Genomic DNA, 13,326 nt, shown 5'->3' with positions numbered 1-13,326 from the left:
TCCCATTTTTTTCCACAACCCCTTTTTAGATCTTTTCTTGCTGACTGCGCACTTTTCCGCCCCTTCGTGTGGATCTTGCCCGATCAAGGCCATTTTACCAACGATCCTCCGTGTTGAGTGGTTGTAATTCCACCGTCAAAGTCTATATTGCCGGTAATAAGATCCTTATACGAGGCAATCCCATGTCCAATTCAGTGCGTCCTTATCTTCATTACTCCCCTCAAATTGGCCAACGCGTCATGATCGATCCTTCCAGCGTAGTGATCGGCAACGTTGATCTGGCTGATGACGTCAGCGTTTGGCCCTTGGTTGCCATCCGCGGTGATGTCAACGCGGTAAAGATCGGCGCACGCAGTAATATCCAGGATGGCAGCATTCTGCATGTCACCCATCAATCCGATTATAATCCGGCGGGTTACCCTTTACTGATCGGCGAGGATGTCACCGTTGGGCATAAAGCCATGCTGCATGGCTGTACCATCGGTAATCGCGTTTTGGTGGGAATGGGCTCCATTCTGCTCGACGGTGCCGTAATAGAAGAAGATGTGATGATTGGTGCAGGTAGCCTGGTAGCCCCCGGCAAGCATCTGGAAAGTGGCTACTTATATGTAGGCAGCCCTGCGCGCCGGGTTAGAGCCTTGACTCCGGCAGAACTGGAAGGGTTACGCTATTCGGCCAATAACTATGTACGTTGGAAAGACGAATACCTCAGTGAAGATATCTGACTGCCCCGCCCTGCTTGCCAGAGCGGGGCAACCATCACACTGCCATTTCCTGACGTAATTGCTGCAATACCGGTTCAATCTCCGGCATCACACCATGCCATAAAAAGAAAGCATGGGCAGCCTGCCCCACCAGCATGCCTAAACCGTCCGCATAATGTTGCGCCCCCAACTGCTGCGCCCAAGCCAGGAATGGGGTGCCGCCCTGTTGGTAGAACATGTCATAGCACCGTGTCGTGCTGTGGATAATGCTGTCAGGCAGTGCGGGGATCTCCCCCTTGAATCCTGATGCTGTCGCGTTGATCACTAAATCAAAATGCTGTTGATCCAGCCGATCCAGCGGCAAGGCGGCGATCTCCCCCAGATGGCGGAACGCCGCAGCCAACTCCTCAGCGCGGCTGAAGGTGCGGTTAGTCAACACCACTTCACAGCCAAAAGAGAGCAGCGGCAGGATCACACCACGCGCTGCCCCACCCGCCCCAACCAGCAACACGCGGTCATCTGGCCGAATCAACTGCTGGCGTTCAAGATCAGACAGCAAACCGATACCGTCAGTGTTATCCCCCAGCAGCTTTCCATCGGGCAAAACCTTTAGCGTATTCACCGCACCGGCCATTGCCGCCCTTTCACTAAGTTCGCTTGCTGCCTCATAGGCACATTCTTTAAAAGGGACGGTGACGTTGGCCCCTTGGCCACCAGCAGCAATAAACCGTTGCAAGGTAGGTACAAAACCGTCCAACGGAGCCAGCACGGTGCCGTAGGGGTGTTCGATCCCGGTCTGTTGCGCAAACAGCGCGTGGATACGGGGGGACTTGCTGTGAGCAATCGGGTTACCGAATACCGCGAACTTCTCCATAGATCTAGCCTCTAGCCCTGACGGATCAGCTCACCGGTCAAAGCATCTCTGATTTCAGAAGGGTTTAACCGGCCACCCACGTTACCTACCAGCACCGGGAAAGCATCACCAAACTGCTGCTGCACTTCAGCCACGGTGCGGCACGGCTCCTCACCGCTTAAGTTGGCACTGGTTGACACCAGCGGCTTGCCGAACTGGCGGCACAGCTGTTGCACCAAAGGATGATCGCTGACGCGCACGGCCAAAGAATTAAAACGACCGGTCAGCAAGGCTGGCGTTTGCGGTTTTGCCGGGATCACCCAGGTTACCGGGCCAGGCCAACTGGCAAAGATCGCGGCAAGCTGCTGCTCATTCAATGCGCCATCATCAATATAAGGCGCTAGCTGGGCATAATCGGCAGCGATCAGGATCAGGCCTTTTTCCCACGGGCGTTGTTTCAAGGCCAATAGCTGTTTGACGGCCCGTTCGCTATCTGGGTCACACCCCAGACCGAATACCGCTTCTGTTGGATAGGCAATCACCTGCTGGTTTTCCAGCGCGGCAATAATAGGCGCGAATGAGGAAGTTTGTTCTGGGTTCATAGCTTGATTATTCTGAGATAGCGACGGGTTTTCCGCACAGTTTACTGGCGCAGCAAAGCGTTGGGCCTTTCGCCGTGCGCTTTTCCATCAGTAATGGATAGTGGCAGTAAGCACACTCACCGGCGACGGGTTTAAAATTAAGCACAAACTGACATTCCGGATAACGATCGCAAGAATGGAACACCTTGCCAAAGCGAGATTTGCGCTGCAGCAGTTGGCCTTGGCCACACTGAGGGCAGGCGATGCTGGTTTCATCCGGTTTGTCGATCACTTCGGTGTGATCGCAGTCGGGATAGTGGCTGCAACCGATAAACATGCCATAACGCCCCTGGCGTAACACCAGCGTTGCCTGGCATTTCGGGCATTGCTGGCCCTCAAGCACTTTGACAATATGGCCATCCGCCTGCGCTTTCAAAGGCCGAATATATTCGCACTGCGGATATTGAGAACAGCCGAGGAAGGGGCCGTGGCGACCACTGCGGATCACCAACTCGGCCCCGCATTCCGGACAGGGTTCATTTTGCCTCGCGGCAAAAATCGCTGGTTTTGTCATAACGTCTTCTATGCCTGTTACCTACTCAGTGCAGGTAACCTTCGTTTACTTCAAATAACAGTTCTTCCATCTGCTGATAGGCGCTCTCATATCCGGGGATATTGAACAACACCATCAGCACTACCCATTTCAGATCTTCGAGATCAAATTCCGTATTATCCAAAGCCATAACACGATCGATAACCATTTCACGGGTTTCGAGGTTCAATACCTGGATCTGTTCTAGGAACAGGAGAAAACCACGGCAACCGGCATCTAAACGCACGCTCTCTTCTTCGGTGTAGATCCGCATAGCCAGCGGATCGGCATCCATAAAATAAGGGGCATTCTCGCCTTCCTGGAGGTCTGCAAGCTTTTCGAGCCAATTCAACGCGTTGAAGATATCATCACGATCAAATCCTGCTTCGGTAAGATCGTCGGTCAAGGTATCCTGATCAACGTGCATCTCTGGCTCATTGTGGATATAGGTTTCAAACAAATACATGAGTACGTCGAACATGGCATGCCCTCCTTATTCGGACATAGCCGCCGGGTACAGCTGCGATCCAACCTGCTAACTCCAGATCGAGTAATTTGATTACCACCTCTGGCACAGGTTGGCCGGCACGTTCAGCGACGACGTCAACAGGTGTCACCTCATCTCCTACGTTAGCCAACACATCGGCAAATGGCAATTCAACTTCGGCCTCTGATGCAGAAATAGTTGTATTTTCGTTCACGGACAGCCATTGCAACCCACTTCCCAGCTGTTCTGCAATATCTTTTGGGCCGGTGACCAGGCTGGCCCCCTGCTGGATCAACCAATGAGATCCCTCGCTCATCGGGTTACCCAATGCCCCCGGCAGGGCAAACACTTCGCGCCCCTGTTCCAACGCGTAACGCGCAGTGATCAGCGACCCGCTACGCAGTGAAGCCTCTATGACCACCACGCCCGCACTTAACCCACTGATAATACGGTTGCGACGTGGAAAATGAGCCGCCAGCGGCAAATCGGTAGCCAGATGCTCGGAAATCACCGCTCCGCCCTGCTCAATGATTTGCTCGGCCAGCCGGCGATGGCGGCGTGGGTAGATATTTGCCAGGCCGCTGCCCAATACCGCAATGGTGACCCCTTCGGCCTCCAAGGTTGCACGGTGACAGATCCCGTCAATGCCAATCGCCAAGCCGCTGGTGATGGCGAAACCGCAATGCACCAAACCGCTGGCAAAGTAACTGCCCCACTGTTCGCCATAGTGGCTGAACTGGCGGCTACCCACCATGGCGATTTGCGGCTGTTGCAAAGCCTCTACATCCCCCTGCACCATCAGTAATAACGGCGCGTCATCGATATGTGCCAAGAGTTCGGGAAACGCTGGCTCACCGTACCGCACCATCTGATTACCCAACTGCTCCAGCCACTTGAGCGTTGCCTTGAGATACTGCCCATGCCCACGCCGAAACTGCTTTTGCTGCTGGTCATTCAGCCCCAGAGGCTTAAGCAACCGATAAGGATCGCCGCCTTCGGCAATCAGGCGATCGATAATCTGGCTGGCTTGCAGTGCGTCGATCTTTGTCACCGCATGCATACGTAGAGCGATTTCTTCTGGCCCCATGGAGCATTCCCTCGCTGTAATTAGGGGATTACCAATTCGTGCAATTGGTCTGGGATGCTGTCAATCAGGCCAAGAAATGTCTAGAATAGAAGCTAATCACTGTTCATCACTCGGATACAGATCTTAAGATATATGTCAGTCTTGCAGGTATTACATTTCCCAGACGAGCGGCTACGCAAAATTGCAGCCCCGGTAAAAGAAGTCAATGCAGATGTCCAGCGCATCGTGGATGATATGTTTGAAACCATGTACGCAGAGGAAGGTATTGGCCTGGCTGCGACACAGGTCGATATTCATCAGCGCATTATCGTCATCGACGTTTCTGAAAACCGCGATCAACGCTTGGTGTTGATCAACCCGGAACTGCTGGAAAAAAGCGGTGAAACCGGTATCGAAGAAGGCTGCCTTTCTATCCCTGAGCAACGCGCCCTGGTGCCACGCGCAGAGAAAGTGAAGATCCGTGCCCTCAATCGTGAAGGACAACCTTTTGAGCTTGAGGCCGATGACCTGCTGGCAATCTGTATCCAGCACGAAATGGATCATCTGGTTGGCAAACTGTTTGTCGATTACCTGTCGCCGTTGAAACGCCAACGTATCCGTCAGAAACTGGAAAAAATGGCCAAGCTTGAAGCTCGCGCCTAACCGATCAGGAAATCAACGTGTCTGACTCTTTACGGATTATTTTTGCCGGAACACCAGACTTTGCAGCGCGTCACCTAGACGCGCTGTTGTCATCTGGGCATCAGGTGGTCGGCGTCTTCACCCAGCCCGATCGCCCCGCAGGCCGCGGTAACAAATTGACGCCAAGCCCGGTCAAGATGCTGGCCGAACAGCATCAAATCCCCGTTTTCCAACCTAAGTCACTGCGCCCGCAAGAGAATCAGCACCTGGTTGCCGACCTGAATGCGGACGTGATGGTGGTGGTTGCCTATGGGCTGATCCTGCCAAAAGCCGTGCTGGATATGCCGCGCCTGGGCTGCATCAACGTACATGGCTCTCTGCTGCCACGCTGGCGCGGTGCGGCACCGATCCAACGCGCTTTATGGGCTGGCGATGGCGAAACTGGCGTAACCATCATGCAAATGGACGTGGGTCTCGATACCGGCGACATGATGCACAAGATCGCATGCCCGATCGAAGCCACAGATACCAGTGCCAGCCTGTACAACAAGCTGGCAGAACTGGGGCCACAAGGGCTGCTGATCACCTTGCAGCAATTGGCGGCGGGTACGGTGCAGCGCGAAGTTCAAGACGAAGCGCTGGTGACCTACGCAGAAAAGCTGAGCAAAGAAGAAGCACGCCTGGACTGGAGCCTTTCCGCCGAACAGTTGGAACGCTGTATTCGTGCTTTTAACCCTTGGCCAATCAGCTATTTCACCATCGACGATCAACCGGTGAAAGTCTGGCAGGCAACCGTGCTGGCGGAAACCGCCAACGCAGAACCAGGTACTATCGTGCACGCCGACAAGCACGGCATTCAGGTGGCTACCGCGCAAGGTATTCTCAACCTCACGCAGCTCCAGCCTGCCGGTAAAAAACCGATGTCGGCACAAGATTTACTGAATTCTCGCCGCGAATGGTTCACGCCGGGCAACCGGTTATAAGCCACTCCCATTGCCCGGCCATTGTTGCCGGGCTGTTCGTTTCTTAATGCCGATCGTAATCCGCCTTAGCCTATGAAAAACAATTACAATCTCCGAAGCATTGCAGCCAAGGCCATCGGCCAGGTACTGGATCAAGGGCAGTCGCTCAGCACCATTTTGCCCGCATTACAAAAGAATATTTCTGACAAAGACCGTGGGCTATTGCAGGAACTCTGTTTTGGTACGCTGCGGGTGCTGCCGCAGCTCGAATGGTGCATCCAGCAGTTGATGGCAAAGCCCATGACCGGCAAACAGCGCCCTTTGCACTATTTGCTGATGGTTGGCCTGTATCAGCTACTGTATACCCGTATACCACCACACGCGGTATTAGCCGAAACGGTTGAAGGCGCGGTCGCCTTGAAGCGTCCACAGCTGAAGGGATTGATTAACGGGGTACTGCGCCAGTTCCAACGCCAGCAAGAAGAGCTGCTGGCACGTGCTGCCAATAACGAAAGCCGCTATCTGCATCCAAGCTGGTTGCTTAAACGCATCAAACTGGCTTATCCGGCACAGTGGGAGCAGATCGTTGATGCCAATAATCAGAAGCCGCCAATGTGGCTGCGCGTCAATCGTCTTCACCATACCCGTGAAGATTATCTGCAGCTTATGCAGCAGGCAGGTATTACCGCCGAGCCTCATGCGGAGTATCGCGACGCAGTTCGCTTACTGGCTCCGTGCCCAGTAACGGATTTGCCCGGTTTCTCCGAGGGCTGGGTAACGGTACAAGACGCCTCCGCTCAAGGTTGCGTTGATCTGTTGGATCCGCAAGACGGTGAGCAGATCCTCGATCTTTGTGCAGCCCCCGGCGGCAAAACGACCCATATTCTGGAGGCCGCTCCCAAAGCTCACGTGCTCGCCGTGGATATCGACGAACAGCGTTTAAGCCGGGTGAAAGAAAACCTGCAGCGCCTGCGCCAACATGCAGAAGTTCGCCAGGGTGATGGCCGTACCCCGCAAGAGTGGTGCGGTGACCAACAGTTCGACCGTATCCTGTTGGATGCCCCTTGCTCCGCCACCGGTGTTATTCGCCGCCACCCGGATATCAAATGGCTACGTCGTGACAGCGATATCACCGAACTGGCCGCTTTACAGAGTGAAATTCTGGAAGCTATCTGGCCACGCCTGAAATCCGGTGGCGTAATGGTTTATGCAACCTGCTCTATTCTGCCGCAGGAAAATAGCGAACAGATAGCCGCGTTCCTGCAACGTCACGGCGATGCCAAGCTGGTTGAAACCGGCGACACGCAATCACCAGGTAAACAGAATCTGCCTCATCCTGAGGATGGCGATGGTTTCTTTTACGCTAAGCTGATTAAAATATAACTGTTCAGGGAGCGCCTGCGGGCGTTCTCACCTTTCGGCCACGGCCGTCGCAGATCGAGCAGAGAAATCGATGAAAATAATTATTCTTGGCGCAGGGCAAGTTGGCGGAACACTGGCTGAAAACCTGGTGGGTGAAAATAACGATATCACCGTGGTTGATACCGACACCGGGCGCCTACGCCAGTTGCAAGACAAGTTTGACCTGCGCGTCGTCCAGGGGCACGGCTCCCATCCACGCGTATTACGTGAAGCCGGTGCCGAAGATGCCGATATGCTGGTTGCCGTCACTAACTCTGACGAAACCAATATGGTCGCCTGTCAGATCGCTTATACGCTGTTTAACACTCCGAATCGTATTGCACGGATCCGGGCGCCAGATTATATCCGTGAGTCCGAGAAGCTATTCCATCCGGAGGCGGTACCCATCGACCACCTGATCTCGCCGGAGCAGTTGGTTATCGATTACATCTACAAGCTGATCGAATACCCTGGCGCCTTGCAGGTGGTGAACTTTGCCGACGGCAAGGTCAGCATCGCCGCGGTGAAGGCCTATTATGGCGGCCCACTGGTGGGAAATGCTCTGTCTGCCATGCGTGAGCATATGCCACATATCGATACTCGCGTGGCGGCAATTTTCCGTCATGACCGCCCGATCCGCCCACAAGGCTCTACTATTATCGAAGCTGGCGATGAGGTGTTCTTTGTTGCCGCATCACAGCATATCCGCGCGGTAATGAGTGAGCTGCAGCGGCTCGAAAAGCCCTACAAACGCATCATGATCGTCGGTGGTGGTAACGTGGGTGCCGGACTGGCGCATCGGTTGGAAAAATCGTACAACGTGAAGCTGATTGAGAAAAACCAGCAACGTGCCGCCGAACTGGCAGAGCAACTGCACGATACCATCGTGTTTTACGGTGATGCCTCCGATCAGGAGCTGCTGGCCGAAGAGCATGTCGAGCAGGTAGACGTGTTTATCGCCATCACCAACGATGACGAAGCCAATATCATGTCTGCCATGCTGGCCAAACGTATGGGCGCCAAAAAGGTGATGGTATTGATCCAGCGCCGTGCCTATGTCGATCTGGTCCAGGGCAGCGTAATTGATATCGCAATTTCTCCGCAGCAGGCCACTATCTCCGCGCTGCTGGGCCACGTACGTAAAGCCGATATTGTCAGCGTCTCTTCTCTGCGCCGCGGCGTTGCCGAAGCCATTGAAGCGATTGCCCATGGCGATGAAAGCACCTCCAAGGTCGTAGGCCGTATGGTCGAAGAGATTAAGTTGCCACCAGGTACCACTATTGGCGCGATCGTGCGCGGCGATGATGTGATCATTGCCAACGGTAACAGCCGGATCCAGCAAGGTGACCACGTGATCATGTTTATTACCGATAAGAAATTTGTGCCAGACGTTGAGCGCCTGTTCCAACCAAGCCCGTTCTTCTTATAGATACTTAAATTATGCGAATGATTTTTTGATACATCCCAGTAGAGAATTAGGAAAAACAAAAAATTTTCCTATACTGATTGTGTCAAAGGGGAATTGCTTTGTTAAAATTGCGTTACTAATTTTTTGAGGGGTGTTCTGATGGGTATGTTAAAAGAGTTCCGCGAATTTGCCATGCGTGGCAACGTGGTCGATCTGGCAGTGGGTGTGATCATTGGTGCGGCATTCGGCAAAATCGTTTCTTCTCTGGTTGCCGACATCATCATGCCACCTTTGGGGCTGCTGATCGGTGGCGTTGATTTCAAACAGTTCCATCTGGTACTGCGTGAAGCCAAAGATAATGTCCCAGCGGTAGTGATGAACTATGGCTCCTTCCTGCAGAATATCTTTGATTTCGTGATCGTCGCCTTTGCGATCTTTATGGCCATCAAGTTGATGAACAAAATGCGCCGTAAAGAAGTTGAAGAGCCAGCCGCACCGCCTGCGCCAACCGCAGAAGAGAAGCTGCTGACAGAAATCCGCGATCTGCTGAGTCAGCAACAGCAACCCAAGCTGTAATTCACCGCTTATAACGCTAAAAGCCATCTTTCAAGATGGCTTTTTTGTGGCTTAAAACCAGAAGGCCAGTGGTAAATTGTCGTTGGGCAATTTACCACTGGCCTCCCAGTTACCGCCTTTTGCATGTTTGTCTTTACGCCGATAGCTACCTTTCCCTTTACTGTTCTTTTCTACCCGTTGGCGGAAAAGAGGATCGTGTAGCAACGCCTCAATGGCATTGTCCTGGATCTTGCCTTTGGTATGACGATATTGAGTCATTTTGGTCTTCCTGTTGGTTGGTGATAATAAACGCGCCGATAATACTGCTGGCCAGATAAAAATTAAAGCCCTATACGCCGTTAAACCGCACTTTTGGCTTTCTCTTCGCTGGCTCCCTGCTCCAAAGCCTCCAGAATCGAGCAATAGTTACTGGTGTGCTCGCTACCACAGCAGGCATCGCTGAGCCTTTTCAGCGACTCACGCATTCTGGTTAACTCGGTCAGTTTGCTTTCAACCTCATGCAGCCGCGCATCAACGATAGACTTCGACTCTTCGCAGGTGTGATGCTCTGGATCCACACGGATCGACAGCAACTCGGCGATAGTTTCCAGCGTGAAGCCCAGCTGCTTGGCATAGCGGATAAAACGCAGGCGCTGTAAGTCCTGATCGCTATACAGCCGATAGCCGCCTTCGGTACGAACGTGGTGATCCATCATGCCTTGCTTCTCGTAATAGCGCACCGTATCTGGCGTTACGTCAGCCAACTTGGCTAATTGCCCAATTTTGAACATCATGACTTCTCCGTGTTGCACTTATCACTGATAGCCTGAGCATAGCGGATGTGGGGAAGGATCTTAAGCATTGCAGGGAGAGGAAAGCGCATTTGGCTAGCTACAGACGTAAAAAAACCGGGCAAGCCCGGTTTTTTTACGCTTCCACAGATTACTCTGCAGTTGCTACTTCTGCTTGAGACTCAGCACGATCAACCAGCTCGATGTATGCCATCGGCGCGTTGTCGCCTGCGCGGAAGCCACACTTCAGAATGCGAGTGTAACCACCGGCACGGCTCGCAAAACGCGGGCCTAGCTCGTTAAACAGTTTTGCCACGATCTCGTTATCACGAGTACGGGCGAATGCCAGACGACGATTAGCAACGCTGTCGGTCTTGGCAAGAGTAATCAGCGGCTCAACAACGCGACGCAGCTCTTTCGCTTTTGGCAGGGTCGTCTTGATGATCTCATGACGAACCAAAGAGCCGGCCATGTTACGGAACATAGCCTGGCGATGGCTGCTGTTACGGTTCAGTTGACGACCACTCTTACGATGGCGCATGACCTTATCCTTCTCAGTAAAACCTTAACCTGTGATCCGGTTACTCGTCAGCAATGCTAGCCGGTGGCCAATTTTCCAGGCGCATGCCCAGAGAAAGTCCACGGGAAGCCAGCACGTCTTTAATCTCAGTAAGAGATTTTTTACCCAGGTTAGGCGTTTTCAACAGCTCAACCTCGGTACGCTGTACCAGATCACCGATGTAGTGGATAGCTTCTGCCTTAAGGCAGTTAGCAGAGCGGACAGTCAATTCCAGATCGTCAACAGGGCGCAGCAGGATCGGATCGAACTCTGGTTTCTCTTCTTTCACTTCCGGCTGACGTACATCACGTAGGTCAACGAAAGCTTCCAGTTGTTCAGCCAGAATGGTTGCCGCACGGCGGATCGCCTCTTCAGGATCGATCGTGCCATTGGTTTCCATCTCGATGACCAGCTTGTCCAGGTCGGTACGCTGTTCTACACGCGCTGCTTCAACATTGTAGGCAATACGCTCTACAGGGCTATAGCAGGCGTCAACCAACAGACGACCAATCGGGCGCTCATCTTCTTCCGAATGAATTCGGGCAGAAGCCGGCACATAACCACGACCGCGCTGAACTTTGATACGCATGCTGATAGCAGCGTTCTCATCGGTCAGGTGGCAGATAACGTGCTGCGGCTTGACGATTTCGACATCACCATCATGGGTAATGTCGGCAGCGGTCACAGGGCCAATGCCAGATTTATTCAGGGTAAGAATAACTTCATCTTTCCCTTGAACTCTCACCGCCAGCCCTTTCAGGTTGAGCAAGATCTCCAGGATATCTTCCTGTACGCCTTCTTTGGTGCTGTACTCATGTAGTACACCATCAATCTCAACCTCGGTCACCGCGCAACCCGGCATAGATGAAAGCAGAATACGGCGCAGTGCGTTGCCAAGAGTATGGCCAAAGCCACGCTCTAACGGCTCAAGGGTCACCTTGGCGTGCGTCGAACTGACTTGCTCGATATCTACCAGGCGCGGTTTTAGAAACTCTGTCACAGAACCCTGCATTGTGTCCTCTCTTTGAAACTCAAGCCTTACTTGGAGTAAAGCTCGACGATCAGGTGTTCGTTAATGTCGGCGGACAGATCGGTACGTTCAGGAATACGTTTGAACACACCTTCCATCTTCGCAGCATCAACTTCCAGCCAAGTCGGCTTTTCACGCTGCTCAGCCAGCTCCAGAGAAGCCTTAACACGAGACTGCTTTTTAGCTTTCTCGCGGATGCTGACTACGTCATTCGGAGATACCTGATAAGAAGCGATGTTAACAACGCGACCATTTACCATAACGGCTTTATGGCTAACCAGCTGACGTGATTCTGCACGAGTGGCGCCGAAGCCCATACGGTAAACTACGTTGTCCAGACGACCTTCCAGAAGGGTCAACAGGTTTTCACCGGTGTTGCCTTTCAGGCGGGTTGCTGCTTTGTAATAGTTACGGAACTGACGCTCCAGAACACCGTACATACGGCGAACTTTTTGCTTTTCACGTAACTGTACACCGTAGTCAGACAGACGCGGTTTACGCGCACCGTGTTGACCAGGTGGCTGTTCAATTTTGCACTTTGAATCTATCGCGCGAACGCCAGACTTCAGGAACAGGTCTGTGCCCTCGCGGCGGCTAAGCTTGAGCTTAGGACCCAAATATCTTGCCATTTTCTTTCTCCAACAATCCGAAAAGCAGGGGCGTTACACGCGACGCTTTTTCGGTGGACGACAACCGTTATGAGGAATCGGAGTCACATCAGTAATATTAGTGATGCGGAAACCAGCCGCGTTCAGAGCGCGGATAGTAGACTCACGACCAGGACCAGGTCCTTTGACCATAACTTCCAGGTTCTTGATACCGTATTCTTTAACTGCGTCAGCACAACGCTCGGCTGCAACCTGAGCTGCAAACGGAGTTGACTTACGAGAACCACGGAAACCGGAACCACCGGCTGTTGCCCAACCCAAAGCATTACCCTGACGATCGGTAATAGTCACAATGGTGTTGTTGAAAGAAGCATGGATATGAGCCACGCCGTCAGAGACTTGTTTTCTTACACGCTTACGTGTACGAACAGGTGCCTTTGCCATTATTCAATCACCCCGATTATTTCTTGATCGGTTTACGCGGACCCTTACGGGTACGTGCGTTGGTCTTAGTACGCTGACCGCGAACTGGCAGACCACGACGATGGCGTAAACCACGGTATGTACCAAGATCCATCAGACGCTTGATGCTCAGGGTAACTTCACGACGCAAATCACCTTCAACAGTGAATTTGGCAACTGCTTCACGCAGTTGTTCAATTTGCTCTTCAGACAGCTCACTGATCTTAACATTTTCAGCAATACCCGTCTCAGCACAGATAGACTGTGAACGAGTTTTGCCGATTCCGAAGATCGACGTTAACGCGATAACGGTATGTTTATGATCAGGAATGTTAATGCCTGCTATACGGGCCACTATGCACTCCTACTAATTTTTACGGCAACACCATTCTGAAAAGCCCGTTTTCAGGATACTCAAATAATGTTGCAGCTACATACAAAAGATTGGCTGGCTAATCTAGCCAGCTCAACCCAACTTTGCAAGAAAAATATGCGAGATAATCAGCCTTGACGCTGTTTATGCTTCGGCTCGGCGCTGCAAATCACACGAACGACACCGTTACGCTTAACGATTTTGCAGTTACGACATAATTTCTTGACGGAAGCACGAACTTTCATTTTTACT

19 protein-coding genes are annotated in these 13,326 nt (G+C 52.6%); 6 read left to right on the top strand and 13 right to left on the bottom strand.

What is annotated here, in order from left to right; genetic code table 11:
* Positions 1 to 182: 182 nt before the first annotated feature.
* Entirely contained in the window at positions 183 to 725 is a 543-nt protein-coding gene (locus ACKWMY_RS26950; RefSeq protein ID WP_409487392.1) for a gamma carbonic anhydrase family protein, read from the top strand.
* Positions 726 to 759: 34 nt separating this feature from the next.
* Here the strand turns inward: ACKWMY_RS26950 and aroE are convergent, their stop codons facing one another.
* The 5 genes from aroE to dprA are packed head-to-tail and all read right to left on the bottom strand — an operon-like array spanning position 760 to position 4,304.
* Positions 760 to 1,578 carry a shikimate dehydrogenase gene (aroE, locus tag ACKWMY_RS26945; protein WP_024531124.1) on the bottom strand — a complete coding sequence of 273 codons (819 nt, stop codon included), beginning with the start codon at positions 1,576 to 1,578 and terminating at the stop codon, positions 760 to 762.
* A gap of 11 nt (positions 1,579 to 1,589) precedes the next feature.
* A complete protein-coding gene (tsaC, locus tag ACKWMY_RS26940; RefSeq protein ID WP_409487391.1) occupies positions 1,590 to 2,159 on the bottom strand; it encodes an L-threonylcarbamoyladenylate synthase type 1 TsaC in 570 nt (189 codons plus the stop codon).
* 7 nt (positions 2,160 to 2,166) lie between these two features.
* A complete protein-coding gene (locus ACKWMY_RS26935) occupies positions 2,167 to 2,712 on the bottom strand; it encodes a type I DNA topoisomerase (protein ID WP_024531126.1) in 546 nt (181 codons plus the stop codon).
* A gap of 25 nt (positions 2,713 to 2,737) precedes the next feature.
* The gene (locus tag ACKWMY_RS26930; RefSeq protein ID WP_021182206.1) at positions 2,738 to 3,211 is read right to left on the bottom strand and encodes a DUF494 family protein; all 474 of its coding nucleotides are present in this window, start codon (positions 3,209 to 3,211) and stop codon (positions 2,738 to 2,740) included.
* Complete coding sequence (dprA, locus tag ACKWMY_RS26925; RefSeq protein WP_409487390.1) at positions 3,183 to 4,304, bottom strand: DNA-protecting protein DprA; 1,122 nt, start codon at positions 4,302 to 4,304, stop codon at positions 3,183 to 3,185. The genes ACKWMY_RS26930 and dprA overlap by 29 nt, the downstream gene beginning before the upstream one ends.
* A gap of 132 nt (positions 4,305 to 4,436) precedes the next feature.
* On the opposite strand from dprA, the gene def reads away from it, so the two are divergent.
* From def to mscL, 5 genes are all read left to right on the top strand, one after another.
* Positions 4,437 to 4,946 carry a peptide deformylase gene (def, locus tag ACKWMY_RS26920; protein WP_024485624.1) on the top strand — a complete coding sequence of 170 codons (510 nt, stop codon included), beginning with the start codon at positions 4,437 to 4,439 and terminating at the stop codon, positions 4,944 to 4,946.
* Positions 4,947 to 4,963: 17 nt separating this feature from the next.
* Positions 4,964 to 5,908, top strand: coding sequence for a methionyl-tRNA formyltransferase (gene fmt, locus ACKWMY_RS26915; RefSeq protein ID WP_261162009.1), 945 nt, complete (start codon positions 4,964 to 4,966; stop codon positions 5,906 to 5,908).
* Between the two features lie 72 nt (positions 5,909 to 5,980).
* Positions 5,981 to 7,270, top strand: a complete 1,290-nt coding sequence (gene rsmB / locus ACKWMY_RS26910) for a 16S rRNA (cytosine(967)-C(5))-methyltransferase RsmB (RefSeq protein ID WP_074032243.1) — start codon at positions 5,981 to 5,983, stop codon at positions 7,268 to 7,270.
* Between the two features lie 70 nt (positions 7,271 to 7,340).
* Positions 7,341 to 8,717 (top strand): Trk system potassium transporter TrkA, encoded by a 1,377-nt coding sequence (gene trkA, locus ACKWMY_RS26905; RefSeq protein ID WP_021182211.1) that lies wholly within the window; start codon positions 7,341 to 7,343, stop codon positions 8,715 to 8,717.
* A gap of 138 nt (positions 8,718 to 8,855) precedes the next feature.
* On the top strand, positions 8,856 to 9,272 hold the full coding sequence (mscL, locus tag ACKWMY_RS26900; RefSeq protein WP_021808121.1) for a large-conductance mechanosensitive channel protein MscL: 417 nt from the start codon (positions 8,856 to 8,858) through the stop codon (positions 9,270 to 9,272).
* Positions 9,273 to 9,323: 51 nt separating this feature from the next.
* Here the strand turns inward: mscL and ACKWMY_RS26895 are convergent, their stop codons facing one another.
* From ACKWMY_RS26895 to rpmJ, 8 genes are all read right to left on the bottom strand, one after another.
* The gene (locus ACKWMY_RS26895; protein WP_021808122.1) at positions 9,324 to 9,530 is read right to left on the bottom strand and encodes an alternative ribosome-rescue factor A; all 207 of its coding nucleotides are present in this window, start codon (positions 9,528 to 9,530) and stop codon (positions 9,324 to 9,326) included.
* 80 nt (positions 9,531 to 9,610) lie between these two features.
* Positions 9,611 to 10,042, bottom strand: a complete 432-nt coding sequence (gene zntR, locus ACKWMY_RS26890) for a Zn(2+)-responsive transcriptional regulator (protein ID WP_039996322.1) — start codon at positions 10,040 to 10,042, stop codon at positions 9,611 to 9,613.
* Positions 10,043 to 10,193: 151 nt separating this feature from the next.
* On the bottom strand, positions 10,194 to 10,583 hold the full coding sequence (gene rplQ / locus ACKWMY_RS26885) for a 50S ribosomal protein L17 (protein ID WP_004929726.1): 390 nt from the start codon (positions 10,581 to 10,583) through the stop codon (positions 10,194 to 10,196).
* A gap of 40 nt (positions 10,584 to 10,623) precedes the next feature.
* Complete coding sequence (locus ACKWMY_RS26880) at positions 10,624 to 11,613, bottom strand: DNA-directed RNA polymerase subunit alpha (RefSeq protein WP_002919219.1); 990 nt, start codon at positions 11,611 to 11,613, stop codon at positions 10,624 to 10,626.
* A 26-nt stretch (positions 11,614 to 11,639) separates the two neighbouring features.
* Positions 11,640 to 12,260, bottom strand: a complete 621-nt coding sequence (gene rpsD / locus ACKWMY_RS26875; protein WP_021182216.1) for a 30S ribosomal protein S4 — start codon at positions 12,258 to 12,260, stop codon at positions 11,640 to 11,642.
* A 33-nt stretch (positions 12,261 to 12,293) separates the two neighbouring features.
* Positions 12,294 to 12,683: a 30S ribosomal protein S11 gene (rpsK, locus tag ACKWMY_RS26870; RefSeq protein ID WP_004929731.1), complete on the bottom strand. Its 390-nt coding sequence runs from the start codon at positions 12,681 to 12,683 to the stop codon at positions 12,294 to 12,296.
* A 16-nt stretch (positions 12,684 to 12,699) separates the two neighbouring features.
* A complete protein-coding gene (gene rpsM, locus ACKWMY_RS26865) occupies positions 12,700 to 13,056 on the bottom strand; it encodes a 30S ribosomal protein S13 (protein WP_021182217.1) in 357 nt (118 codons plus the stop codon).
* 146 nt (positions 13,057 to 13,202) lie between these two features.
* Positions 13,203 to 13,319 carry a 50S ribosomal protein L36 gene (gene rpmJ / locus ACKWMY_RS26860; protein WP_002227352.1) on the bottom strand — a complete coding sequence of 39 codons (117 nt, stop codon included), beginning with the start codon at positions 13,317 to 13,319 and terminating at the stop codon, positions 13,203 to 13,205.
* Positions 13,320 to 13,326: the final 7 nt, after the last annotated feature.

This window comes from Serratia sp. J2 (assembly GCF_046269175.1).
Classification (GTDB): domain Bacteria; phylum Pseudomonadota; class Gammaproteobacteria; order Enterobacterales; family Enterobacteriaceae; genus Chania; species Chania fonticola_C.
Note: the sequence above shows the minus strand (reverse complement) of the source record. Positions and strands in the feature narration are given on the sequence as shown.

Bases quoted from the DNA above. Each gene is read 5' to 3' on its own strand.
- ACKWMY_RS26895 (WP_021808122.1), bottom strand. From the start codon at position 9,530: ATGACTCAATATCGTCATACCAAAGGCAAGATCCAGGACAATGCCATT.
- rpsD (WP_021182216.1), bottom strand. From the start codon at position 12,260: ATGGCAAGATATTTGGGTCCTAAGCTCAAGCTTAGCCGCCGCGAGGGC.
- dprA (WP_409487390.1), bottom strand. From the start codon at position 4,304: ATGGGGCCAGAAGAAATCGCTCTACGTATGCATGCGGTGACAAAGATC.
- rplQ (WP_004929726.1), bottom strand. From the start codon at position 10,583: ATGCGCCATCGTAAGAGTGGTCGTCAACTGAACCGTAACAGCAGCCAT.
- mscL (WP_021808121.1), top strand. From the start codon at position 8,856: ATGGGTATGTTAAAAGAGTTCCGCGAATTTGCCATGCGTGGCAACGTG.
- ACKWMY_RS26880 (WP_002919219.1), bottom strand. From the start codon at position 11,613: ATGCAGGGTTCTGTGACAGAGTTTCTAAAACCGCGCCTGGTAGATATC.
- rsmB (WP_074032243.1), top strand. From the start codon at position 5,981: ATGAAAAACAATTACAATCTCCGAAGCATTGCAGCCAAGGCCATCGGC.
- trkA (WP_021182211.1), top strand. From the start codon at position 7,341: ATGAAAATAATTATTCTTGGCGCAGGGCAAGTTGGCGGAACACTGGCT.
- rpsK (WP_004929731.1), bottom strand. From the start codon at position 12,683: ATGGCAAAGGCACCTGTTCGTACACGTAAGCGTGTAAGAAAACAAGTC.
- rpmJ (WP_002227352.1), bottom strand. From the start codon at position 13,319: ATGAAAGTTCGTGCTTCCGTCAAGAAATTATGTCGTAACTGCAAAATC.
- aroE (WP_024531124.1), bottom strand. From the start codon at position 1,578: ATGGAGAAGTTCGCGGTATTCGGTAACCCGATTGCTCACAGCAAGTCC.
- ACKWMY_RS26930 (WP_021182206.1), bottom strand. From the start codon at position 3,211: ATGTTCGACGTACTCATGTATTTGTTTGAAACCTATATCCACAATGAG.
- ACKWMY_RS26950 (WP_409487392.1), top strand. From the start codon at position 183: ATGTCCAATTCAGTGCGTCCTTATCTTCATTACTCCCCTCAAATTGGC.
- zntR (WP_039996322.1), bottom strand. From the start codon at position 10,042: ATGTTCAAAATTGGGCAATTAGCCAAGTTGGCTGACGTAACGCCAGAT.
- def (WP_024485624.1), top strand. From the start codon at position 4,437: ATGTCAGTCTTGCAGGTATTACATTTCCCAGACGAGCGGCTACGCAAA.
- tsaC (WP_409487391.1), bottom strand. From the start codon at position 2,159: ATGAACCCAGAACAAACTTCCTCATTCGCGCCTATTATTGCCGCGCTG.
- ACKWMY_RS26935 (WP_024531126.1), bottom strand. From the start codon at position 2,712: ATGACAAAACCAGCGATTTTTGCCGCGAGGCAAAATGAACCCTGTCCG.